Origin of the sequence: Apibacter sp. wkB309, from assembly GCF_002964915.1 — a bacterium.
Classification (GTDB): domain Bacteria; phylum Bacteroidota; class Bacteroidia; order Flavobacteriales; family Weeksellaceae; genus Apibacter.
On record NZ_PSZL01000004.1, the window covers coordinates 1 to 26690 of the forward strand.

Annotated in this window: 17 protein-coding genes and 1 riboswitch; of the genes, 9 read left to right on the top strand and 8 right to left on the bottom strand. The window is 33.4% G+C overall.

Annotation, left to right across the window (positions count from 1 at the left end):
• Together C4S75_RS03795 and C4S75_RS03800 are read right to left on the bottom strand one after the other, a co-directional pair.
• A partial coding sequence (locus tag C4S75_RS03795; protein WP_221404049.1) for a toxin TcdB middle/N-terminal domain-containing protein occupies positions 1-6685 on the bottom strand: 6685 nt, incomplete at its 3' end.
• Between the two features lie 23 nt (positions 6686-6708).
• Positions 6709-9786 (bottom strand): T9SS type A sorting domain-containing protein, encoded by a 3078-nt coding sequence (locus C4S75_RS03800; RefSeq protein WP_105297001.1) that lies wholly within the window; start codon positions 9784-9786, stop codon positions 6709-6711.
• 310 nt (positions 9787-10096) lie between these two features.
• On the opposite strand from C4S75_RS03800, the gene C4S75_RS03805 reads away from it, so the two are divergent.
• Both C4S75_RS03805 and leuS read left to right on the top strand, forming a co-directional pair.
• The gene (locus C4S75_RS03805; protein WP_105297002.1) at positions 10097-10732 is read left to right on the top strand and encodes a DUF6348 family protein; all 636 of its coding nucleotides are present in this window, start codon (positions 10097-10099) and stop codon (positions 10730-10732) included.
• A gap of 140 nt (positions 10733-10872) precedes the next feature.
• Positions 10873-13728, top strand: a complete 2856-nt coding sequence (leuS, locus tag C4S75_RS03810; protein ID WP_105297003.1) for a leucine--tRNA ligase — start codon at positions 10873-10875, stop codon at positions 13726-13728.
• A gap of 68 nt (positions 13729-13796) precedes the next feature.
• Here leuS and C4S75_RS03815 read toward each other — a convergent pair whose 3' ends face one another.
• Complete coding sequence (locus tag C4S75_RS03815; RefSeq protein WP_105297004.1) at positions 13797-14564, bottom strand: SDR family NAD(P)-dependent oxidoreductase; 768 nt, start codon at positions 14562-14564, stop codon at positions 13797-13799.
• 121 nt (positions 14565-14685) lie between these two features.
• On the opposite strand from C4S75_RS03815, the gene C4S75_RS03820 reads away from it, so the two are divergent.
• The 3 genes from C4S75_RS03820 to C4S75_RS03830 all read left to right on the top strand — a co-directional run bounded on the left by C4S75_RS03820 (position 14686) and on the right by C4S75_RS03830 (position 17920).
• The gene (locus C4S75_RS03820) at positions 14686-14994 is read left to right on the top strand and encodes a MerR family transcriptional regulator (protein ID WP_105297005.1); all 309 of its coding nucleotides are present in this window, start codon (positions 14686-14688) and stop codon (positions 14992-14994) included.
• 319 nt (positions 14995-15313) lie between these two features.
• Positions 15314-15411, top strand: a riboswitch (SAM riboswitch).
• Between the two features lie 162 nt (positions 15412-15573).
• Positions 15574-16710, top strand: coding sequence for a PLP-dependent aspartate aminotransferase family protein (locus tag C4S75_RS03825; RefSeq protein ID WP_105297006.1), 1137 nt, complete (start codon positions 15574-15576; stop codon positions 16708-16710).
• Positions 16711-16738: 28 nt separating this feature from the next.
• On the top strand, positions 16739-17920 hold the full coding sequence (locus tag C4S75_RS03830) for a homoserine dehydrogenase (protein ID WP_221404050.1): 1182 nt from the start codon (positions 16739-16741) through the stop codon (positions 17918-17920).
• Positions 17921-17950: 30 nt separating this feature from the next.
• Here C4S75_RS03830 and bshA read toward each other — a convergent pair whose 3' ends face one another.
• From bshA to C4S75_RS03850, 4 genes are all read right to left on the bottom strand, one after another.
• Entirely contained in the window at positions 17951-19075 is a 1125-nt protein-coding gene (gene bshA, locus C4S75_RS03835; RefSeq protein WP_105297007.1) for an N-acetyl-alpha-D-glucosaminyl L-malate synthase BshA, read from the bottom strand.
• A 1-nt stretch (position 19076) separates the two neighbouring features.
• The gene (locus tag C4S75_RS03840) at positions 19077-19706 is read right to left on the bottom strand and encodes an alpha/beta hydrolase (protein WP_105297008.1); all 630 of its coding nucleotides are present in this window, start codon (positions 19704-19706) and stop codon (positions 19077-19079) included.
• Between the two features lie 245 nt (positions 19707-19951).
• Positions 19952-20602 (bottom strand): protein-L-isoaspartate(D-aspartate) O-methyltransferase, encoded by a 651-nt coding sequence (locus C4S75_RS03845; RefSeq protein ID WP_105297009.1) that lies wholly within the window; start codon positions 20600-20602, stop codon positions 19952-19954.
• A 154-nt stretch (positions 20603-20756) separates the two neighbouring features.
• The gene (locus C4S75_RS03850; RefSeq protein ID WP_105297010.1) at positions 20757-21671 is read right to left on the bottom strand and encodes a DMT family transporter; all 915 of its coding nucleotides are present in this window, start codon (positions 21669-21671) and stop codon (positions 20757-20759) included.
• A 237-nt stretch (positions 21672-21908) separates the two neighbouring features.
• On the opposite strand from C4S75_RS03850, the gene rpsL reads away from it, so the two are divergent.
• Genes rpsL through rpsJ form a run of 4 tightly spaced genes read left to right on the top strand, consistent with a single transcriptional unit; the run spans position 21909 to position 25245 of the window.
• A complete protein-coding gene (rpsL, locus tag C4S75_RS03855) occupies positions 21909-22289 on the top strand; it encodes a 30S ribosomal protein S12 (RefSeq protein ID WP_055425682.1) in 381 nt (126 codons plus the stop codon).
• Positions 22290-22314: 25 nt separating this feature from the next.
• Positions 22315-22791 carry a 30S ribosomal protein S7 gene (rpsG, locus tag C4S75_RS03860; protein ID WP_055425681.1) on the top strand — a complete coding sequence of 159 codons (477 nt, stop codon included), beginning with the start codon at positions 22315-22317 and terminating at the stop codon, positions 22789-22791.
• Between the two features lie 7 nt (positions 22792-22798).
• Positions 22799-24928 carry an elongation factor G gene (gene fusA, locus C4S75_RS03865; RefSeq protein WP_105297011.1) on the top strand — a complete coding sequence of 710 codons (2130 nt, stop codon included), beginning with the start codon at positions 22799-22801 and terminating at the stop codon, positions 24926-24928.
• 11 nt (positions 24929-24939) lie between these two features.
• Positions 24940-25245 carry a 30S ribosomal protein S10 gene (gene rpsJ, locus C4S75_RS03870; RefSeq protein ID WP_055425679.1) on the top strand — a complete coding sequence of 102 codons (306 nt, stop codon included), beginning with the start codon at positions 24940-24942 and terminating at the stop codon, positions 25243-25245.
• Positions 25246-25926: 681 nt separating this feature from the next.
• Here the strand turns inward: rpsJ and C4S75_RS03875 are convergent.
• Positions 25927-26622 (bottom strand): formyltransferase family protein, encoded by a 696-nt coding sequence (locus tag C4S75_RS03875; protein WP_105297012.1) that lies wholly within the window; start codon positions 26620-26622, stop codon positions 25927-25929.
• Between the last annotated feature and the right edge of the window lie 68 nt (positions 26623-26690).

Here is a 26690-nt window from a genome sequence, read left to right on the forward strand (position 1 = left end):
GATTGTAATGATAAGTTATTGCATAAGCTGGGTTTTCAATATCTCCATCTGAATTTAAAACTACTGACGGATTATACTTATATTTTATGGTATAAGGTAAATCCAATTCCAATTCATTGGGTCCGGTGATGGTCTCAATTCTTCCCAGATTATCTATTGTGGTTTCTGTGAAATATCCGTTGATATCTTTGCTGGTTAACGGTATTCCATAGCGATAATCATAATTTTCTAATAAACCGGTATATCCATAAGCATCATCAATACGCTCTACATACATATGGTAATCTTTATCGTATCGATATTTATACCACATTCTTTGGCCTTTAGTATTGGCCGGTAAAGTTTTTTGGGTAATATTTCCGTACTTGTCGTAAGTAATATCAGTTACCGATTCTTCTTTATCATTGAGTTTTTGACGAACTCGGGTAATATGATTAGCATAGTTTAAATCATATTCTGCCGTTACTTCTCTTTGAACATTTCCACCGGATCCTTTGACTTGAACTTTTACCGGTAATCCGAAAATGTTCTTATTAGGATTAGAGGTATAGGAAATGGATGTTTGATAGTTATAGCTTCCTGCTCCGTTTTCGCCTAAATTTCCGCTATCACTGTATCGGTAGTTGGATAGTTCTCCGTATTGATCTACCAAGTCATACGAATACCAGGTTTCATTGGTTATTATCCCTTGATCTTTACCTTCAAACACCATATTGCGGGTATATTGTAGTGGAGCAAAGGACGCTTGGTCATCAGAACATACTATGTTGGAAGAAATGCTATAATTGTTTCTATCCTTTTGTTTTACTTCGTATTGATAATATTTATTTTCAGTTTGGGCATATTTTTTCCCTTGAGCATCGGTGATGGTTGTTTTTAATAAATTACCTGAAGTGTAGTAATTCGTAACATCATATTCCTCAATTGTTTTTCTATATACTTGATTGTTATTTTCGGTATTTATATTAATTTTTTCAACTTTTCCAAAACCTAAAAACTCTCTTTCATGTCTGTCTTGTTTTCCTTCCAGGTAGTTATATTCAGTACGCATATTAGCCCCATCATCATGAATTCCGTCATCAATTTCTACGGATGATAACACCCATTTTCCTCCCGGATGTTCATAAGTAGCTTCGGAACGGTTATAATCAAGCATGAATTTTCCCCCTATGGAATTGGATACTTTGCTCAATTTATTGGTTCTTCCAATGGTAGAGCGCTTCACTTTTATACTTCCCGAATTATCCGTCCATACCATATCAGGATATCCGTCACCGTCAACATCTTTAAGCTCAAAAGTTGTATGACCGGTAGAGGTTGAAGAGTTTATACCCGGATTGATTGAAAATTTCAAATTAAAAGGTGGAGGAATAATAACGTTTAAAGTATACGCTACATGGGTAGAGACACTTACCGAGTTTGATTTTGCAATTCGACTTAATTGTTTCCACTCTATTTCGGGAGCAAAGTTAGTTCCTCTATTTAAAGACACCCACGCTTTTCCGTCACTAATACGTACTTTATCAATTAAACCATCGCTGTTGACATCCATCAAATTAAAGGTAGGATTGTTGGTTACGGTGGTCACATTAATACCTCCGGCAAAACTTGAAGATGCTTTATCGGTGGCTTTGGCAACTATCGGAATATCTACGCCTCCGGAAATTGCTTCGGATTTTGCTGATTGTATTTCGGTTATATCCCAATCTACTTCAGGAGTAAAGCTGTATCCCAAATTTAAACGTACTTTTCCGTTTTTATACACTTTATCCGGTAAACCATCTCCGTTGAGGTCTATCAAGGTATGTTCCACATTTTCACTCATTTTCGGAGCGCTGATAGACAAGTCTACAGAGCTTATTCCCAATTCTGAGGCTTTAGAATCTTGAGAATTTTGTTGTTCCGAACTCTGTTTTTTGGTAAAAAGGGCAGCCGCAGATATAGGATTAGCTCCTAAGCCATAAGCCTGACTGGTGGTATTGCTGCGATGATTGCCCGGAAATCCGTTACGTGAATCAATCACTTCACCGTCAAATCCTCCACGGGTATTGGTGAATTGTATCTTATTTTTGGTTATAATATCCGGATATCCGTCTCCATTCATATCGGTAAATGACAAACGAGTTTCGTCACTGCCTTCGGAACTATTATATGTTATTCCAAACCCTTTTAAAGTTCCTTCATCTTTATTAGCTCCCGATTGTTTTGTTGTGCTTTTGGATTTACTTAGTAACTTTACTCCTACTGCCGAAGATCCTTGAAGACAATTTCCTGAAGAGGTAAATTTATTACTTAAACCTTCCAATGGGTTGGTAAGTTTAACCTCTTTTTCACCTAATCGGGATGCACTCATGCTTGAATCTTTTGTATATACATAGCGGTCTGCTCCCGTCCAATAACTTTTGGTTTCATTATCTAATCCCATCGGAATAAAAATCATGGTACGAGGATCCATATCAGCATTTTCATCCTGCGGCAATTTTAATTCCTTTTCATCTATAGGACGTGCATAACGTCCGGCATTGGCATTGTAGATAAATTGACCCCATCCGCGATACATAGGTCCAAAACCTTTGTCTGAATCTTTTACAAAAATATTTGCATATCCATTAGACGACAATCCGTTTTCGGTTTGCAAAGTAAAAGTTAAAGCTTTCAAATTTTTGATGATCGTTGCATCCTTGGTAAATGCTTCCACCCAAATATTTTCAGTTAAAGCCCCATTTGCCTCAACTTTCAAATCCGTTAAAGGTGGAGTAACGACAATTCCATTCTCAACTCTGATTTTATATCTTCCCAATAATCCGGTTTTTTTCTTAATGGTAATCGCAAGATCTCCATTCAAAACGGAAGAATTCATAGGATCATTTGCCAGCGCTTGAAATGTAAGCGATATATTTTTAGTTTGGCTTGCATTTTCAAAAACTAAAGGATAGTAACTTCCTTCCCATTTCTGATGGTAAACGCTGTAATTAACACTTCCAGGTTCTGCCTCTTGGCTGTCATCTAATTTTATCTGTGGTTTCCAACTAATTTTTTTCCAATTCACTTGACTGGGTGAACTCAAAGTAAAATAAAAGTTTGTCCAATTTTTGCCTTCGGGTACAGGTATTTCCAAATTTCCTTGATGTGTTTCGTTCCAATTAAACGTTTTTTCATAAACTATAACTTCTTCGGAACGACTGTCATTGGTTTGAATAACTTTTACCGTAACGTCATCAGATGTGATCGGTTTTTCAAAAATTCCAAATATTACGGCTTTTTTAAAATCACCAACACTTGTTGCTACATCCTGTGAAGCTATATGGGATTCTGAGGATGAAAAACGATACATTTTTTGCCCGTCTGGATTTATACTGTTTAAGTCTGCTTCAGCAAGGGCGGTTTGTTCGTAGGTTATAACAGGATTCCATTGTACTTGATCAAAGCTTCCATTAGACATTTCCTGGTTTCCGGATTGTACTCGGAAATAAATTTTATCCCCTTTTTTTATAGTCTCGGATAATTTTATATTGGCAGGATAATTAGTAAAATCACCTTTATTTATACTCTTATTCCATTTTTCTTTTCCTTTATATTGGATAGCAACCCTCACCCCGTCGGCTTTTTCATACTCTTCAGTGTCGTAATCTCCCGTTGGTGCTTGTAGTTGTACATTTCCTTCTATTCTTATTTTCCCGTCAAAAGGTGCTTCCCATACTTTTACTACATCATAAAGTGGAGAATTATAAATAAGATCTTTTTGTTCCTGAGGATCTACCGCAGTATCAGAACTGTCAATAGTTCCTCCCCCCATAATCGGACTGGGAGTTGTAGCGCTTTCTAAAGAAAAGTTGGGTATAAGATTTCCGTCTTTATCTCGAATTATTCGATTAAAATACACTTTTCCATTGGAAACTATATCGATCAATCCATCACTGTTTACATCAGAAAAGTAAACCGTTGTTGTTGTATTTGTTGTACCTCCGCTTACTCCTACTGTCACCGCAGCCATCCATTTCCCTACTTTGGCTGATCCACCGGTATTAGTGCTGGTTGATTTGGTTTTAGAGAATTTGTTTACACCTTTTATGGCTAAAGGTTTACCAAATTTTTCTCCTTTGAGAGGTGTTAGCAAATTAGGTTCATAATATAATACTCCATTTTTTTGGTATACTTTATCCGTTAAACCATCACCGTTGATGTCTATAAAAATTGATTTACCTTCGGTTACACTATTGCTATAACTATAACTTCCTCCTATGGTACCACTATTAAAGATGACATCGCCATTATTAAGACCTATCCCGGCATAAAAAGATCCTCCATAGGTTGTTGTGGAACTTTCGTTTATCTTTTCTCCTTTTTTTGCCCAAGTTTCTTCACTTTGACTAAAGGCTATATATCCCTCTTGAGATTTAACATCATCATAATATTCAAAACGATTGGAAGTAAATTCTTTTCCTTGATCGTCTTTGTGCGTTATCCGGTCTAAAAGATCTGTATAAAATGCTCCGGATTTATATTTTAATTCATATTCTCTTAATTTACTTCCTTCAAAGTCTATCTCAACATGGGTAAGTAAGCGATTTGAAGAGGTAAAAAATCCATATCGAGCTGAATTTGTTTCTTTTTGCTTAGTTTTGGCAGAGGTGAATTTAACTACTGTATGCGGATTTTGTCCTTTGTTACCGGCATGTACTTCTTTAAGATATAAAGCTTTGGATTTCAAACCTCCTTTTACGGGTTCTTCCACTTGTTCATAAATATATTCAATCCAATCTCCGTGAAGTTCTTCTACTCTGGAAACTTTCCATTCCGTAATTACGTCTTTGCTATTTCCGGATATATCGGTAACAGTTCCTTTAAGTATTCCTCCATTTCCTCCGTAAGTATATTTAACCCCTTTTCTGTTGGTTACTTCCCAGGTATAATTTCCCGGATTAGATCCTTTCCTTTGAATGGTAGCAAAGCTCCCTTCTTTTCTGGAATAAAATAATCGATCTGATTTCCTGGCTATTTTTTCTCCTCTGTGGGCTATGGACGTATTTCCATCAGCTCCCATTGTTACCAACTGGGTCCCATCCATCATATAGGTTTCGGTTTCTTTTGAGGTATCGTATCTCGGTACCCCCCAACGGGTATCTACTGTTATACTCGGAATATTCATATCCCAGCCTTCGCCTAACCATCCGCTACCTCCATCACTGTTATACTGAATACCTAGAGACGGACTCATTCCATTACGGGCAGGAGGCATTTCAAAGGTATAACTTAACGCTGCGGATCCACGATTATTGGCAGTCGGTGCGCTTATTAAATTCACCTTTGACAATGGATCGGCAACTTTAATATCGCTCATGGTTGTGGGTGTAAAACCATTAGTTTCCGGCGATTCCGGTACTTGTATCACCCCATTAATCATATCGGTGAAATGAGTAGTTCGGGATATGATTACTTGATTTTTGGTATCTATACTGTCTCGTTCCAAAGCTACCCAATGATGGCTTTCCAAATCAAAATAGAAGGTACGGATATCTTTTTCGGTATAGCCGTTCGGAATTTTGGTGCGGTCGTAAGCCAACTTAAGTATTGCCCCTTCATTGAAATGTTCTCCATGAGGTAAAAATTTATACCCGTCTGCTTTTCCCGTCACATTTTTCATTCCCATATCCAATGCGGGAATGTCAATACTTCTTAATCCTCTAATCAGTATTTGCTTGTCACTTAACAAATTTTTACCATTTACACTCAATTCAGCTCCTAAAAGATGTATTTTATTATTTGTCTTATCTTTTTTAAACCAAATTTGCTCTTGTGCTGTGTTTGATTGCAAGGAATACGAGTAATCTTGTTTTCCGGATACAATTTTGGATTCTCTTACATTTTTAATTCCTTCGGTAACCAATTCAACGGTAGGAACTTTACCGGAAAGTACAACTTCAAATTCACCTTGACAGGTCGAAGTTTCTGTATTATTAATAACTAATTTGCGATCCTTTCCGTCTGCAAAATATCCTTTTACATAGGTATCTCCTCCTTCAAAAGCAAATGCCTCCCAGGTAATAGTACCTATGGGATATTCTTGTTTTTCTACTTCAATTTTTAAGTTCTTTATTTTATATCCGTATCCGGCATCCTGCGGAATAGCAAATTGAATCGTGTTATCACCGGTTTTCAGCCAATCAGAATTTATTTCTTCTTTTTGATGAGTCCATCCGGAATATTTTTTCACTAAATATCCTCCTCTGCTCATTCGGTCGTTGATACTTTTGGAAATTCCGTTTTTATCGGAAACTCCATACAACTCATAAGTCAAATATACTTTTTGATCTTGCTGCGGTTTTTGATCCAGATATATCGTGAAAATATTATCTTCCGGATTATCAAAAATTTTATTTTCTAAAGTACCAATTACTCCTTCTGAAATATTAGCACTGTAAAGAATAGACTTTGAAGTAATTAATTTTTCTGATTTACTATTTTTTTGGGTTTCCTCACCTTTATTCATTACCGATTTTTGAGGGTTTCCAGATTCAGAATTCTCATCAACGGTTTTAGAATGCTTAGTAAGTACTAAACGTTTCTCCCTTAATTCATACTTCTTATGTTCAATTAAAGGAATATATGGGGAAAAGCTCTGTAATGCCATCGTGGATAGTAACACGAGTGAAACAAAACGGGCTTGCTTTGAATTTAATTTCATAATGATGTACTTATTTTAGTAATTTAGTTTATTGAAATCTTCTTGGTAAATTCACCTTCATCGGAAAATATTTTCACTATATACACACCTTTGGAAAGTCCGGTAAGATCGAAGGTATGTTCCGTATCGATTTTGTTCATATGTTTATTAAAAACCATATTTCCTGAAAAGTCGAAAACTGAAATCATAATTCCGGATGGCTGTTTTAACTTAATAGTACCGGTTATTTCAGATTTGTTTTTAAAATCTTTATAATAAAATTGAACATTCTTATTGGTTTTATCCGGTATGTCTTGATTTTCTGTTTCTTCCTCTTTTTTCGTACAATCATCTTTCAATATGATTGTTTGTTCCAAAATACTCTTAGATAGATTTTCAGATTTAGGATAGGAATGAGCCCCTTGATACTTCCAATAATTAGGTTGAGATTCATTAAATCCGTCTGTGTTTCTTATATTATAAACACCTCCCACATTATTGTTTAATTTAATTGCAAAGAAATGGTAAAGGGTAATATATTCCGTATAAAAGGTTTCACCGTTTATTTTATAGTATACTTTATACGGCGATTGTCTTTCGTTAAAGTCTTTATATATTTGAACTCGATCTCCTTCCTTAAGCACAACATTTGCTAATGGAGTGTTGCTTTTTACATAGTCTTTTATTATATATATGCGTCCTTGATTGATTTCAAATCCTGCATGGATTGCAATGTCGGCTACTGAATTCGATCTTGGATTAAGAGTTAATCCCATTTGGAAATTTTGATTGGTACCTTTGATAGTTGTTTCAAAAAATCCTCCTCTATCCCAATCGATACTTTGTATACTATGTGCTTTTGCTTCCACACCGGTAGAATCGGATAGAATATTGAAACCGCCCAATTCTTTTAATCTCAAGGTGTATTCACCGGTTGAAAGTCCGCTTAAATTTAAATCTTTACCATAAAATACTCCGGATTTTTTTACTTCCTTATCATTTTTATCAACTAATTCATATTCAAATCCTTCATCTCCTCTAAGAATTTTCACTTGTACGGATCCGTCATTATTACTATGAGAGGAAGCATCACAGGTTGGATTGCTTTTATTTATTTTAGCAATTATATTGGTTGGCCGGTATCCGAAAGTAAATACATCTTTTCCGTTGTAATCCGTATCAAAGAATACATTATTAAATATTATTTTTTGTCTGTATGGGTCGTATTCATCCGATAAATAAAAATCGGTATTTTCTAATTTAAAATCTCCTTTTCCGGATCGGTCAATTAAAAGATATGTTCTTCCATCTTTATATTCCGAGAATTCTTCCGCCCGATGTTGAATATATCCTAATTCAACTTTGTTACCGCTATTCACAAATCCTCCAGTCCTTACATCTTTGACAATCGATTCTAAATTCCACTTATACATGACCAGACTGACATGGAATGGTTGATCTATATCTTCCTTATCCAAAGGTATATTGGGAGAATCTAACCCGGGAATAGGGGGTGCATATCCGTTAAATCGTATGATAAAATCATCTTTAGTTTTATCGATTTGTACCCGATCTCCAACATTTACTTTGTGATTGATATAATGTTTTACTATACCTCTAATAATGGTAAATACTTTTCCTTGATGGTCTATGAATACTCCATAATCAGCACTTGGTTTTTGTTGATTTGTAACCTCTTTTGTACCGAACTTTAACATAACTCCTCCAAAAGGATTGCCTAAGGTTAAAGAAGCATGACCTTCATATCCTTTCAAGGGATCTTGTGTATACATGATCGCTGTCTCAGAATCTTTGCTGCGATCATTAACCATTTTTACTTGGGAAAATTTATATTTTTCTTTTATTGCTTCAAAATTTTCAGGCAATTTCCAAATTACGTCTTGTTCTTCTGCATTACTGATATTACCGGTATTTACTAACCATCGACGATTCATGATATTCATTCCGGCAATGCTTTCAATCTGAGATGTTTTAATATCATTATTATTATCACCCCAAATCACATATTCAGAATCAGACATGGAATTAGCCGGGAATTTTTCAATAACCAATAATTTATTTTTATTGGGTAAATTGTAATTATTGGACTCATCATAGGAGTCTCCTTGTGCTGAATAAGTAAAATAAGGACTTTCTTCGTAGGATGTGGTACTTCTTCGTTGATATAATCCACTTATATCATCTCTGTAAATACCTGTAACTCGATGATTATACTTTACATTCTCATCTTTGTCCCAAAGTAATTTATCATAACTATTTATCAAGGAATTTTCTAACATAAAACCGTATTTTAAGGCTAAATACGATTCTACTTTAATTTTTTCAAGCGGATTTAATATACGATCGTACATGATTAATTCCGGCATATACGCTCTGTATATGGAATTAGGATCAAAAAGATCTGTATTATAAGTCGAATTGTTATATTTATTGAAAGAATAAAATTTCTCACCGATGGATAAGGTAGAACTCATTCTTTCACCCCATACGTTAGTTGCTCGTTTATTTGCACGAAAATAAGTGAACAAACGCATGGTCTTTTCTTGATAAGCCGTTAAATCTGAATTTGAATTCCCGTTCGGATGATACATTAAATCATAGCCTTCTTCGGAGCCATAGTCTAAAACTCCTTTGTTGCTTTCATCGCTGTGAATGATTTTATCTTTATTTAAGACAAATCCTTTTCCTTTCACCCCGTTAAGTGTAAAAATATAATCCGGATATTCAAATTTACTTCCAAGTATACTAGCTTCAGCATAAGTACCCAGAATAGTGGCAGTAGATAAATTTCCACTTTTAATTTGAATTTCTTTACTGGAGCTTGGATTAGTTAGGAGTATCGATGGATTAAAATTAATGGATCTACCGAATGGATTCCATTCAACTATATACTCTCCTCCACTATCATAGTAATTTAGCCGTAAAGAATCTCCAGAAAAATCTTTCCAAAGATATCTACCGTTAAGATTCTTTGTTTCAGGGACTGTTTTCATCCATAAAACAGCACCGGGAATACCTCCCGGCCCGATTACCCTACCTTTTTGCGCAGATGTAAATATGGAATTAGCCCCTATAAGAAGTATTAAGTATAATTTTCTCATAGTAATATGATTATTTTTTAATTAAAGCAACAAATATATTATTTTATTTTTATTAAATATACACATGATGGTTTTACAACTAAAAAAATTAATATTTTTAATTAATTATATTGTAGAATTGATAATTTTAAATTTAATAGACATAATAGACATAATATAAATTATTGGTTATTTAAATTTTGTATCAAAATATTTTTATAGTATCAACGCGATTTATGATAAATATATGAAGCGGTATTCGTGAGTTACGTACTTGTACTAGTTGTAGTATTAAATAAAGATATTATGTAATTTTGAAGAAAAATAATCTATGTCACCTCAAGAAATTCTCGCTAATATGCTTCTTGCTCATGACCTACCCAGCATTGAATATAAAGACTGGCTTTTGGTTGATGAACAACTTCCTGCCATGCGTGCTGAAACATTTGATTTTAAAGAATATGAAAACGGAGCCGGCATACGTTTAGATATAACCTTACTTTTAGCCAATAAAAAAACTATCTCGGAAAGCTACTTAGGTATTGGTAAAAATAAAATTAATGCCATACAAAATGCTTTTCAAAATTTTGTAACTAATTCATTTCATGTGTTTTTATCTGCTTTTTGGCAAATTACTAATCATGATCAAATCGGAATTGAAGAATGGGAGATCAAAGGCAACAAATGGAAGGTATATATCGGTAATTTTGGGTGCAAAGGCGATTTCAATATTCCCGAAAATTTATTTAAAATCATAGAGGAGCAAATTCAAGAGGAAGATCTAGATGAAGATTTATATTGGCTTCGCATCTATTATGCTAATGTAAACAGTCGGGAGATTATGATTGAAACTTTAAAAAATAATGAAGTATGGCCGGAAATGGAAAATAAATTGAAAACAGTTGCATGGGACAGTTCCGATAAATTTTACAGTCTAAGAAATTTTATTATATTGAAGCGTAAGTAAGTTTGTAAGAATTATTATATATATTTCATATCATATATCCTCTTTCACTATTGAAATTAATACGTATGCTTTGAGCTGAAATACAATTTTAAAAATTGAATAAATCATTACCTTTGCAAAAAATTAATTCAATTTTACCCATGCAATATAATTTTCAGGAAATCGAAAAAAAATGGCAAAAAAAATGGAAAGAGCAACAAACATTTGCTGCATCAAACCATACAGATAAATCCAAGTTTTATGTATTGGATATGTTTCCGTATCCTTCGGGAGCCGGTTTACATGTAGGTCATCCACTGGGTTATATTGCCTCTGATATTTATGCAAGGTTTAAACGCCACCAAGGTTTTAATGTACTTCATCCCATTGGTTATGACAGTTTCGGGCTTCCTGCCGAACAATATGCTATTCAAACAGGCCAACATCCGGCGATAACCACAGAAGTTAATATCAACGGGGGTATAGATAATAAAGACAATGTTATTGCAGGATATAACAATCAGTTGAAAAAATTGGGATTTTCTTTTGACTGGAATCGTGAAGTGAGAACATCTGATCCCGACTATTATAAATGGACCCAATGGATTTTCATCCAACTTTTTAACTCATATTACAATACTTCTTCGCAAGAGGCTCGTCCTATTACTGAATTAGTAGATATTTTTTCAAAGGAAGGTAATGCTAAAATAAATGCCTGTACCTCACCAATTGAAATATTTTCGGCTGAAGATTGGAACCGTTTTTCAGATAAAAAAAAACAACATATCCTTTTAAATTATCGATTGGCTTATCGTGCAGAAACAACCGTTAACTGGTGTCCCGCCTTAGGTACGGTTCTGGCAAATGATGAAGTAGTAAATGGGGTTTCTGAACGAGGAGGATTTCCTGTCTATCAAAAAAGCATGATGCAATGGTCTATGAGGATTACGGCTTATGCTGAAAGACTTCTTTCCGGATTGGAAACCATCGATTGGAGCGAATCAATCAAAGAAAGTCAACGTAATTGGATCGGAAAATCTTTAGGAGCAGAAATCAATTTTGCTGTTGCTGATTCTGAGACAACCGTTACAATTTTCACCACTCGTCCGGATACAATATTTGGTGCAACTTATATGGTTATGGCTCCTGAACATCCTCTTGTGGATCAAATTACTACCGGAACTTATTACGAAGCCGTAAACCAATATAAAGATCAAAGCACCAAACGATCGGAAAGGGAGCGAATCGCAGATGCTAAAACTGTTTCAGGACAATTTACCGGAGCTTATGCTATAAATCCTTTTACTTATAAAAAAATTCCTATTTATATTGCAGATTACGTATTATATGGATACGGAACAGGTGCCATAATGGCTGTTCCTGCTCATGATGAGCGCGATCATCGATTTGCTAAACATTTTGGACTTCCGATTGTTGAAGTAATTAAAGGAGGAACCGATGTTCAAGAAGAAGCTTTTTCTTCTAAAGAAGGAATCTGTATCAATTCCCAAATTTTAGACGGATTGACTGTTAAAGATGCTCAAGCTAAAATTATTGCGGAAATTGAAAAAATGAAAATCGGGCACGGAACTACCAACTATCGATTACGAGATGCCGTTTTTTCTCGTCAACGATATTGGGGGGAACCTATTCCTATATATTATAAAAATGATATTCCCTATGCTTTACCGGAATCTGCACTACCTTTACTTCTTCCGGAGGTTGAAAAATATTTGCCCACTGAAGACGGAGACCCTCCGTTGGGACGTGCTGCACAATGGGCTTGGGATACTGAAAATGAACAAGTTGTTAGTAACGACCGTATTAATCATACCACGATTTTTCCTTTAGATTTGAATACAATGCCCGGTTGGGCCGGAAGTTCCTGGTATTTTCTCAGATACACAGATCCAACTAACCATTCTTGCTTTGCGGATACTAAAAAAATAAATTATTGGGAAAATGTAGATTTATATATTGGAGGAAGTGAACATGCTACGGGACATTTATTGTATTCACGTTTTTGGAATAAATTTTTAAAAGATTATGGATACTGTGCCCAAGAAGAACCGTTCCAAAAATTAATTAATCAAGGGATGATTTTAGGTCAAAGTGCTTATATATACCGAATTAACGGAACTAATAACTTCATCTCTTACAATTTATTACATGAAGCACAAGATACCACTCCACTGCATATTGATGTAAAACTTCTTAAAGGAACTACAGATGAAGTTGATTTAGAAAAATTAAGAAATTGGAGAGATGAATTCAAAAATGCAGAGTTTATTCTTGAAGAAGGTAAATTTATATGCGGGAGAGAAGTAGAAAAGATGTCAAAATCTTACTACAATGTTATTAATCCAGATGATGTTTGTGATGAATACGGAGCCGACAGCTTACGTATGTATGAGATGTTTTTAGGACCTATTGAACAGGCTAAACCTTGGAATACTCAAGGACTTAGCGGAGTTCACGGATTCTTAAAAAAATTCTGGAAACTGTATCATTCCGGTGAAGGAGAAACTTTCTTTGTATCGGATGAAAAACCTACTAAAGAAGAACAAAAAATAATTCATCAGTTAATAAAAAAAGTTAAAGAGGATTTGGATAACTTTTCTTTCAATACATCCATAAGTTCTTTTATGATTGCTACCAATGATTTGGTAAAAATAAAATGCTATAAAAGAGAAATTTTAGAATCTTTGTGCATTTTAATCTCTCCTTATGCTCCACATATTGCAGAAGAACTATGGGAAAAATTGGGATATGAAAACAGCATTGAATTTCAAGCATTCCCTGAATTCAACGCTGAATATCTTGTTTCCGAAATACATGAATATCCGGTTAGTTTTAATGGAAAAGTACGTTTTAAAATTGAAATGCCTATTTCCGCTACTCCTAAAGAAATTGAAGAAGCAGTAATGGCCCATGAAAAAACACCGAATTATCTTGACGGCAAACAACCTAAAAAGATTATTGTAGTGCCTAAACGAATTGTCAATATTGTACTATAAATAGAATTGAAAAACCAATCCCAAAACGGATTGGTTTTTTTATATTCCTTTATGCTATCTTTTATTAACTAATTAGTTGTTAATCCACCATCAACTGATAGAATCGTTCCAGTAATCCATCGGGCTTGATCGGAAGCCAGGAAAACAGCAGCCGCCCCAATATCTTCTACCGTTCCAATACTTCCCATCGGATATATAGATTTAATCATTGTATGAAAATTTGTTTTCCCTTCTTCGCTAAGTTGTTCTAAATTATATCGAAGAAGCGGCGTATCGATACTTCCCGGAGCAATAGCATTAACCCGAATTCCATCTTTTCCTGCCTCAAAAGCTAATGATTTAGTAAATGAATCTATACCGCCCTTAGTCATGGAGTAAGCAGTAGATTCTCTTCCCGGTAACATTCTGTGTGAAAAATAAGATGAAATATTAATTATATTTCCTTTAGATTTTTTCAAAGATTGATACAAATTTTGAGTCAGTATATAAGGTGCTTTCATATTAAGATTAATATGTTTATCTAATAAATCTTCAGATGTTTCTTCAAAAGGATTAAAACGACCGATTCCTGCATTATTGATTAACACATCAACTGTCTTTACTTTTTCTAAAATTAGTTTACCAACTGAAGGTAATTTTTCAATTTCCGTTAAATCCGCAGAAATCAGAGAAACGGTTACGTGATACGACGAAAATTCTTCTTTAATGTTGTTTAATTTTTGAGGATCTCTGGCAATTAGAACAAGATTTGCTCTTTGTTTGGCGAAAGCACGAGCAATTCCCAAGCCTATTCCTTCTGTAGCGCCGGTTATAATAACATTTTTGTCTATGAACATAGTGTTTAAATTTTAATTATATTTTATTGTTAAATATTTACATTTTATGCAAATTATTTACAATTACAAATTTAACTTTTATTTTGTATATTTACTTCAAATAATGTAAATAATTTACAAAATGAACGAAACCAATCATTTATCTTTCGATTTTAAATTTTTAGAGCAATTAATTGTGGGCATTGGCGAAGTTTCTCAAATAACGGGAATTCCTACCCGACAAATTAGGTATTGGGAAGATAAAGGAATTATCAAAAGTCTTACAGAACAGGAAGGAAAAAACAGAAGATACAATTATGAAAATATTAAAAAAATGATTCTAATAAAAGAATTATTGGAAGAAGGGTTTACATTAGATGCTGCGTCACAAAAATTAGACAGCCGAATGCAAATGATTGAAAATGTATTAAAAAAGCTTTCCAACAAATAAAATCAGTATATAATAAATGGGTTGTTAAAAGATCATTTATATTGCAAAATATTATAATTGATCTTACTATAAATCATGCTTTACAGTAAATTATTTACCATCACAAAAAATTGTATTATTTCAACTTGAAATTAATTTCGACGGTTATTTAAACGCTTCTGTTAGTAAATTCATTTCTGTTTAGCATACTTTAAATCTTATATTATAATGATTACTAAAGATACATTACATTTATAAATATTATAATAAAATGGTTTTTTATTGGAAATTAAAAAATAAAACGTATCTTTGTAATATATTTAGCGATCATTAATAAAATTACTTATCAAGAAAGGTGGAGGGAATTGGCCCTATGATACCTTAGCAACCCTCTTATATGAGTAGGTGCTGCATCCAACCGTAAAGGAAAGATAAGTCGAAACAGCTTACATAAAAATACAAATAATAGAGCTTCTTTCGACCTACATAAAGAAGCTAATTCATAATTTAGCATTTAAATAAATGGGAATCTTGTATAAGTTGTTTTATGATGATTAATGAATTTTAAAGCATTTATTAATTAGAAAAAACAACCTAGTCATGAAATTAGAAACAAAATTAGTACATATTTCTACTCCAGATGTACTTACCGGAGCTATCTCTACTCCTATTTACCAAACCTCTTCTTATGTTCAGGAAGAACCGGATGTGAATAAAGGATTTGCTTATACAAGAACGGCTAATCCTACTCGTAAAGTTGTAGAACAAGCCATTGCTGAATTAGAGGGTGGTATTGCCGGATTTGCTTTTTCATCGGGATTGGCAGCAACGGATTGTGTTTTAAAGTTATTAAAACAAGGGGATGAAATTATTGCTGTAAATGATGTTTACGGAGGTACTTATCGAATAGTTACTACAGTTTATAATAAATTTGGTGTAACCTCTAAATTTATTGATACTACTGATATTCAAAATGTCTTACAAGCAGTTTCAAATAAAACTCGCTTCATTTGGCTGGAAACCCCTACAAATCCAACATTAAAAATATCCGACATTGAAGAAATCGCTAAAATTTCTAAGCAAGTGGGAGCATTATTAATTGTAGATAATACATTTTTATCTCCAGCTTTACAACAACCGATACGTTTAGGAGCTGATATTGTTGTACACAGTGGAACTAAATATCTTTCAGGACATGGAGACGTTTTATCCGGCTTTGTAGTTGTGAAAGATCCTAAAATAGCCGAAGAATTAAAATATTTACAAAATACCTCAGGTGGGGTACTCTCGCCTTTTGATAGTTGGTTAACCTTACGCGGAATTCAAACTCTATCTCTGCGTATGGAAAAACATTCACAAAATGCTCAAAAAATTGCTGAATTTTTAACTACACATCCCAAAATAGATAAAGTATATTATCCCGGATTAAAAAATCATCCCAATCATCATATTGCGGCCAAACAACAAAAAGGGTTTGGCGGAATGGTATCTTTTAGTTTAAAAGACGATACTTTAGAAGCGGCAAAAGATTTTTTAACTCGTACCAAAATTTTTCTTTTAGCTGAAAATTTAGGCGATGTTAGGAGTTTGGGTAGCCATCCTGCCACCATGACCCATAAATCAACCCCTCTTGAAGTTCGTAAAGAAACAGGAATTCAAGATTCTTTAATTCGTTTATCGGTAGGAATTGAAAATGTAGATGACCTGATTAATGATATCAAACAAGCTTTAGATTAACGGTTAATTTTATAAATTGAATAATTAAATGATAAGAAATAAACTTAAATTAGGAATTTTTGGATTTGGATGTGTGGGAACGGGATTGTATAAAGTGTTAGAAGAAGCCGAAAGTGTAGATGCAAATATTAAAAAAATATGTATTAAACATCCCGATAAACCGAGATCAATCGATAAAAAGTATTTTACTACCGATAAATACGAGTTATTATCAGACCCTGAAATTGAAGTTATTGTTGAATTAATTGATGATGCTGATGCTGCTTTTGATATTGTTTCAGAGGCCATGAAGAACGGAAAAGCTGTAGTTTCGGCAAATAAAAAGATGATTGCTGAACATTTACCTGAACTTCTAAAGTTGGAAAAAGAATACCAAGTTCCCCTACTCTATGAAGCCTCTGTTTGTGCAAGTATTCCCATCATCAGAAATTTAGAAGAATATTATGACAATGATTTGTTAACATCGGTTTCGGGAATTTTTAATGGTTCTACCAATTTCATTTTAACCAAAATGATCCATGAAAAACTTTCTTATCCTGTGGTTTTAAAAGAAGCTCAAGACAAAGGATTCGCAGAATCAGATCCTACCTTAGATGTTGAGGGAATTGATCCTAAATATAAATTGTGTATTATTCTTTTTCATGCTTTTGGACTTATTACAAAACCGGAATCTATATTTAATTTCGGAATATCAAGAATTAGTGATTTCGACTTGGAATTTGCTCGTCAAAGAAATTTAACAATCAAGTTAATAGCAAGATGCAATAAAAATAATAATGAAATTACGGGTTTTTGTGCTCCTACTTTTATAGAAAAAGAAAATACGTTAGCTCATGTAAATTATGAATATAATGGAGTGGTTTTAGAAAGTGCTTTTTCAGAAAAGCAACTGATGATCGGTAAAGGTGCGGGAGATAAACCCACCGGATCTGCCGTGCTTTCTGATATTTCAGCTTTAACGTATGATTACAGATATGAAAACAAGAAATATATTCATCTAAATAAACAATTACAATTAGTCGATACTAAAATTTATAAGGTTTATGTGAGATATCACGATCAATTTTCCGGTTTTGATGATTTTGAATCCATAGAAGAACAATACAGCAGCCATTCAGGTAATTATTTTATAGGTTTTATCTGTTTACATAAATTAGCGCATTCTACATGGATTAAAGATCCGAATATAAATGTTATTTTTTTCAGCTGATTGGGTTGATAAGTATATAAGCTCAACTATTTAGCAATGATTGCCCAAAGCTCGGTCATATAATTTTTTATATATAGGAATTATTTTAGAATTATCAAAAAGTAACGCTTGATCTTTCGCTTGTTTTTTGAAAAGTGAAAGCATTTTTTCATCTTTCAGCAGCCTAATGGCATTCTTTGCCATGGAAGAAACGTCACCAACGGGTGATACAAATCCTGAAAATCCGTCTTTATTAACTTCTGTAATTCCCCCGGCATTACTTGAAATAACAGGTATGCCACAAGCCATTGCTTCTAAGGCTGCCAATCCGAAACTTTCTTGTTCTGAAGGTAATAAAAATAGATCTGCAATGCTTAAAATTGAAGATACATCTACCATTTTTCCCAACGTTTTTATTTTATCCTCCAAATGATACACTTTAGTTAAATGCTCAATAGTTTCTGTCTCCGGTCCTTCTCCAACAATCAAAAGTTTCGATTTAACTTCTTTTTGTACCAGATTGAAAATCGACATTACATCATCAATGCGTTTAATTTTTCTCAAGTTAGATACATGGATAAGTAATTTTTCATCTTCAGAAGCAAAATTCTTTCGGATACACGGGCTTGATATTTTAACAGAATTATCAATAAAATTCGGAATTACTTCAATGTCTTTTTTAATAGTAAATGCCTCAAAAGTATCTTGTTTTAAACTTTGGGAAACAGAGGTGATATAATCGGATTTATTGATCGAAAATTCGACACCGGATTTATAAATGGGATGACTTCCTACCAAAGTAATATCTGTACCGTGTAAGGTAGTGATTACCGGTAATTCAACACCCTTCTCTTTTAAAATTTGCTTGGCAAAATAGGCTGCATAGGCATGAGGTATTGCATAATGTACATGCAGCAAATCTAATCCGTAAGTTTCTGCAACATTTACAATGATTGTAGACAATGCTAAGGAAAAGGGTTGATATTCAAATAAAGGATATTGTTTAACGCAAACTTGATGAAAATATACATTAGGCAAAGTGACATCCAGCTTTGCCGGAATACTATAGCTTATAAAATGAGCTTCATTATCTAATGCGGCCATCTCCATTCCTAATTGGGTGGCAACTATCCCGCTCCCACCGAACGTAGGATAACAAACAATTCCAATTTTCATCTTATTGCAAAAAATTTAAAAGATCATAATAGTTTTCAGAATTTATGCCATGACCTTCATTGTATTCATGATATTCATAATCTAAATCTAATTCTTCACATATTGATTTGAATTGACGAGACCATTGAATGGGAATAATAGGATCTTCTTTTCCATGTGAAAAGAAAAATTCCAATTGTGAAAAATCATCTCCCATGTTTACGTCTTTCAATAATTCCGGATCCGGATATCCACTTAAACAGGCTATTTTTTTAAACCTTTTAGGATGGTGTAATGCTAATGAAAAAGAAAGGATAGCTCCTTGACTAAAACCTAACAAGGTTATGGAATTAGTATCAAAAGGATATTTAGTTTGGATTTGATCCAAAAATTTCATAATAATTTTTTGCGATTCAATTGCCTGGTCGGAATTAATCATTTTGGCTCCTGAGGTAAAATCTAAATCGTACCAGGCATATCCCCCCATGCTAATTTCTCGTATAGCTCGTAAACTAATCACGTAGGCATCATCGGGTAATTCTTCTGCAAAACTGAACAAATCTTGCTCATTACTTCCATACCCATGCAGTAAAAGTATTAATGAAGGCGTCTCGGTAGCTGACTTAGGTTCTCTTAATAAATAATGGACCATATTTAGAAATTTAGTAAAACAAAGATACTCTTTTTTGTATAATACATTTTAGAGGATCAAGCGATCTAACGTTATCTACACGTTTCTTATGACACTTATGCTTCTCGGTGAGTATCTTAAAAATGTTTTTTTAGATCAATTGTTAATTTGAAAATTAGATTATATTTTTTCTAAATTATTAAAACATAATGCTTTTTAGTAAAATAGATACGGTTTAAAATTATTAATTGAAACCAATCGATTTGTTATTCAATCACTCTATTTTCTAACATAGGAACAAATTGATAATCTCCAAACTCCATAGTCTCAAATGTATTTTCATCTAATTTTAGAACGGTATACATTTTTTGCTCTTTTTCTCCTATAGGAATAACCATGACCCCTCCTACTGCTAATTGCTCCAATAACTTTTTAGGCATGGTGGGAACCCCCGCTGTTACTATAATTTTATCAAAAGGAGCAAAAGAAGGAAGACCTAAATATCCATCTCCAAAAATTTGATGTTTAGGGGTGAAATTAATTTTTTTAAGTATTCTTTTGGAAAATTCAAATAATTCTTTTTGTCTTTCAATGGTAAAGACTTGTGCTCCTAAAGCTACTAAAACAGAAGTTTGATATCCGGAACCCGTTCCGATTTCTAAAACTTTTTCTCCTTTCTGAACGTGTAATAATTGAGTTTGAAAAGCTACTGTAAATGGATGGGAAATCGTTTGATTGGATAATATTGGAAAAGCTCGGTCTTCATAAGCCAGATCTTCAAATATTGAATCTATAAAAAGATGACGAGGAATTTTATTTAGGGCATTTAATACAATTTCATCATTTATTCCTTTTTGCTTAAGTAAATTAATTAGTTTATTTCTCTTTCCTTTATGTTTTAATGTATCCTGTTTCATTGTCTTGCAAGTTATTTAAAATATCAATGAGAAACAATATTTACCGGGACGCATAAAGGCTAAAATTAAACGATAAAAAATATTTTTTACATGAAAATTATTGTAAGTTAAAAAGTTCCTTATTTTTATCTTATTTGTATTTTTTTTGAATTTTTTATTTTTTTAATCTTTTAGGAAGGATAAAAGTTAAATTAAGTAAAACAATAGCGATAAGGATAAGTACAATGCCCACCCATTGCAGGGAAGTTACTTTTTCACTAAGTACAAATTTCGCCATCATAACAGAAACCGGAAGTTCCAAGGAAGCGATTATACTTCCTATTCCAATTCCAACCACTGGCATACCTTTGGTAAATAAAAAGGGAGGAAGAATAGTTCCGAAAACAGCTAATATAATACCCCATTTATAGAATATTGAAAAATGGAAGGGTTCAGTTATCAGCGCATGAGCCCAAATTAATGAAACCATAAGGGTGGCTCCCACTAACAGATAAACAGACCGCAAAGTAGAGGGCATAGATAAGGCTACTTTATTGGATGTAAACATTGAAAAAGTATAGGATAGTGCTGCTAAAATTCCAAAAATTACACCTGTTGCATTCAAATGAACGTGAGATTCATTGATAAGATTGGTTGCTAATAAAGTACCCAAAAGAATGGTTATAATGGCTACAATTTCAACAAGTGTAGGTTTCTTACGATTTACAATAAAATCCACTAATGCACCCATCCATACCGCCTGCATAAGTAAAACTATGCATATAGATACAGGGATTCCGTAATGAACGGCTAAATAATAAAAGGTGCTGGTAAGACCAAAAGATGTTCCACACAAAACTAAATATACTTTGTCTTTTAAAGTGTATTTTTTTTCTTGACTTACCTGTTTATTTTTACTAAAACCATGAAGTATGATAAGACCTAACAAGCCGAGGACCGCTTGAGAAAAGGTAACCTCCGCAGTAGTATAACCATCGTTATAAGACAGACGAACAAAAGTTGCCAATACTCCATAAGAAGCTGCTGCAAACGCCACAAAAAATAGCGATTTTAAGTAGTTCACGTTCATTTATTTGTATTTATATAATTTTAAGCAGGCTCAAAGTTAAAAACTTAAATTCAGATACTTGACGAAAAATTCATTCAATTGTTGATTTTTTTTAAATTTAGATTAAACAATTATCAATTATATAGATAAAATTTTAAATAAATAATCATATGAATCAGTGGATTATGAGCGTATTATTTTTTGCATTTATAAATAAAAAGCACTACATTTGCAAACTTAAAAATTAAAAGAGCATAAATGCCAACTATTCAACAATTAGTAAGAAAAGGAAGAGCCACACTTACCAAGAAGAGTAAATCGGCTGCTTTAGATTCTTGTCCACAAAGACGTGGAGTATGTACTCGTGTATATACCACTACACCTAAGAAACCGAATTCAGCACTTAGAAAAGTAGCCAGAGTTCGTTTAACTAATGGTAAAGAGGTCAATGCGTACATTCCGGGAGAAGGACATAATCTGCAAGAGCACTCGATAGTATTGGTGAGAGGCGGAAGGGTAAAAGATTTACCTGGTGTTCGTTATCACATTGTCAGAGGTGCTTTAGACACAGCCGGCGTTCAAGGACGTTTACAAAGAAGAAGTAAATACGGAGCTAAACGACCTAAAGAGAAAAAATAAGTAATAACGAAATTATTCAGGTAAAATGAGAAAAACGAAAGCAAAAAAACGTCCGCTTTTACCGGATCCTAAGTTTAACGATCAGTTAGTAACTCGTTTCGTTAATAACTTAATGAAAGACGGTAAAAAAAGCATAGCTTTTAAAATTTTTTACGATGCGTTGGAAATCGTAGAAACTAAAAAAGAAAATCAGGAAAAAACATCTCTGGAAATTTGGAAAGATGCTTTAGAAAACGTAATGCCTCACGTTGAAGTACGTAGCAGAAGAGTTGGGGGAGCTAACTTCCAGATTCCAATGCCTATTCGTCCGGATAGAAAAATTTCTATGGCGATGAAATGGTTAATAAAATATTCAAGAGATAGAAATGAAAAGTCCATGTCTCAAAAGTTAGCTGCTGAAATTATTGCCGCTGCTAAAGAGGAAGGTGCTGCAGTTAAAAAGAAAACCGATACGCATCGTATGGCTGAAGCTAATAAAGCATTCTCACATTTCAAATTCTAAAGAAAATATGTCTAGAGATTTAAAATATACACGTAATATAGGTATTGCTGCTCACATTGATGCAGGAAAGACAACTACGACGGAAAGAATTTTATTTTATACCGGAGTAAACCATAAAATCGGAGAAGTTCATGACGGAGCTTCAACGATGGACTGGATGGTTCAAGAAGCTGAAAGAGGAATCACTATTACTTCTGCAGCTACTACATGTAATTGGAATTTCCCATTAACTGATGACGGTAAAAAACTACCGGATACACAGTCTTACCACTTTAATATTATCGACACTCCGGGACACGTTGACTTTACTGTTGAGGTGAACCGTTCATTAAGGGTATTAGACGGATTAGTTTTCTTATTTAGTGCGGTTGACGGTGTTGAGCCTCAATCTGAAACTAACTGGAGACTTGCGGATAATTACAAAGTTCCTAGAATGGGATTTGTAAACAAAATGGACAGACAAGGTTCAGACTTCCTTAATGTATGCCGTCAGGTTAAAGAAATGTTAGGATCTAATGCGGTTCCTATCGTATTACCTATCGGATCTGAAGAAGATTTCAAAGGGGTAGTTGACTTAGTTAAAAACCGTGCTATTGTATGGCATAATGATAACTTCGGTTCTACTTTTGATATTGTAGATATCCCTGAAGATATGAAAGAGGAGGTAATGGAATATCGCCAAAACCTTATCGAAGCAGTTGCTGAATACGATGAAACTTTAATGGAAAAATTCTTTGAAGATCCGGATTCTATTTCGGAAGAAGAAATCCACGAAGCGCTTCGTAAAGCAACTATAGATATCAGCATTATACCTATGGTTTGCGGATCATCTTTCAAAAATAAAGGGGTTCAGTTTATGTTAGATGCTGTTTGCCGTTATCTTCCTTCTCCACTGGACAAAGAAGCTATTGAAGGTACAGATCCTAAAACTGATGAACCGATCGCAAGAAAACCGGATGCAAAAGAACCGTTTGCAGCTTTAGCGTTTAAAATTGCTACCGATCCTTATGTTGGTCGTTTGGCTTTCTTTAGAGCTTATTCCGGTCATTTAGATGCCGGATCTTATGTATTAAATACTCGATCCGGAGATAAAGAAAGAATTTCCAGAATCTATCAAATGCATGCCAATAAACAAAATCCTATCGAATATATCGAAGCCGGAGATATTGGTGCAGCAGTTGGATTTAAAGATATTAAAACAGGAGATACACTTTGTGATGAAAAATCTCCGATTATTTTGGAAAGCATGGTATTCCCTGATCCGGTTATCGGTATCGCTGTAGAACCTAAAACTAAAGCGGATGTTGATAAATTGGGTATGGCTTTATCAAAATTAGCGGAAGAAGATCCAACTTTCCAAGTAAAAACAGATGAAGCTTCAGGACAAACTGTAATTTCAGGAATGGGTGAGCTTCACCTTGACATCATTGTAGACCGTTTAAGAAGAGAATTTAAAGTTGAAGTAAACCAAGGACAACCTCAGGTTGAGTATAAAGAAGCTTTAATGGGATCTGCTGATCACAGAGAAGTTTACAAAAAACAAACCGGTGGTCGTGGTAAATTTGCTGATATTGTATTCCAAATCGGACCTGCTGATGAAGGAAAAACCGGATTAGAATTCGTAAACGAAATCAAAGGTGGTAACATTCCTAGAGAATTTATCCCATCTGTTGAAAAAGGTTTCAAAGAAGCTATGAAAAATGGTCCTTTAGCAGGATATGAGATTGACGGTATGAAGATCACATTGAAAGACGGATCTTACCATGCGGTTGACTCTGACCAGTTATCTTTCGAATTGGCAGCTAAACTTGGATTCAAAGAAGCAGCTAAGAAAGCAAAACCGGTTATTATGGAACCTATTATGAAATTGGAAGTTTTAACTCCGGAAGAATATATGGGGGACATTGTAGGAGACTTAAACCGTCGTAGAGCAACAGTAAGCGGAATGGATGATAGAAATAATGCCAAAGTTATTAAAGCATTTGTTCCATTATCTGAAATGTTCGGGTACGTAACTTCCTTAAGAACTTTATCTTCAGGACGTGCTACTTCAACTATGGAATTTGACCACTATGAAGCAGCTCCTCAGAATATAGCTGATGAAGTAATTGCTAAAGCTAAGGGTACAAACGTTTAATTTTTAAAACAATGAGTCAAAAAATAAGAATAAAACTTAAATCTTACGATTATAATTTAGTTGATAAATCAGCTGAAAAAATCGTAAAAACCGTGAAAGCAACCGGTGCTGTAGTTAATGGTCCTATTCCATTACCTACTCATAAGAGAATTTTTACCGTATTGCGTTCTCCACACGTTAACAAAAAATCTCGTGAACAATTCCAATTAAACTCTCATAAAAGATTAATGGATATCTACAGTTCTTCTTCTAAAACTGTTGATGCATTAATGAAATTAGAGCTTCCTAGCGGTGTTGAAGTAGAGATTAAAGTATAAAGTTTTTAAACAAAACTTTAGATATATAAAAACCTTCTGAATAATAATTCAGAAGGTTTTTTTCTTTTATATAGTATAACAAAAACGCACATTACCACTTCAATTTATTATTTATTTATACAGTATTCGAAATATATATTAGGTATTTACTTTATTATTATATAAATTTTGGCACGAAATTAGTGTTTAATAAAAGCATAAATAAATCTATTATGAAAAATAATTTGGCTTATTTTTTTAAAAGTATATTGTTCTCAACTGAAAAAAGTAGTATTACTCATTCTAACTTATTGCCAATTGTAATTTATAGCAAATTTAAAATTCCAGTATCTATAGTAAAATTAACTAGCTTAGTATATCTATCTAACTTTCTAAAATATTTTTTAAAAGAATTCGGATTTATATTTTTTAGAAATCCAAATATATATTTTTCAAGACCACAATCAATAATTTACTGCGATTGTTGTTATAAAAATTAATTAAAATATTATTGAATACTTTGAATGGTTTTGAATTTTAATTATGAATGAATTATAAGATAAAAAAGAATAGAATCAGAAAATTTAAAGACTAATTATAAATATATGTATAAATTCACCAATTAAATTTGTAAACTCATTTAATTTAAATTCAATAACATGTTAAATTCTATTTAGTGATGCAGGCTTTTATTAAGCCTGCTTATTTTAAATTTTTGTTTTTATATTCTTCAAATTTTAAATATAATTTTTCTTCTTTAACTCGAGGCATTCTTCGATGAGGCTCTGTTACATCCGTTGGTAAGGAAATAAAATTATTAATGGTATCGACCTTTTCAATAGAATCAACCAACAGCTGCATTTCTAAATTCCAAAGTTTAAAGCATAGGGTATGAAACGTATCTTCTAATGCTATTTCTATTTTTTCTTGAATAATTAAAAGACCCGCATCTGCCTCTTTGTTTACATAATGAACCGTTACTCCTATAGGTAAATTTTCATATACCGCCCACTTCAAAGCATCTAAACCTCGAACAAAGGGAAGGTATCCCGGATGAGAATTTATAATTTTATGGTTGGAAACTAATTGTTCGGGCAATAAACCTGCTCCCGCTATTAAGATAGAATGATAGGAATTTTCTGTAAAACAGTCATCCAACTCTCCTATTTCTTTTTTTATATAGGTATAGCCTAAATTTTTAGCTAACTGTTCATTTTCCAGGGTAAGAAGTAATTCGGTGGGACGATGTGTAATTAATGCTTGTATAGGTTTTCTGGGAACAAATGGTATTGCATATACATCAACTTTATGATATCCTTTCCCTTTTAATCGCAACAATACTTCTTGTGTTTTTCTTGTGGGATGGTCATAACAAATAACAGCTATTTTTTTATTCATAATAAATATTTTAAAAATTAACTATTTCTAGTGAGATTTACTTAAGTGTGTTATTTTAAAGTTATTAT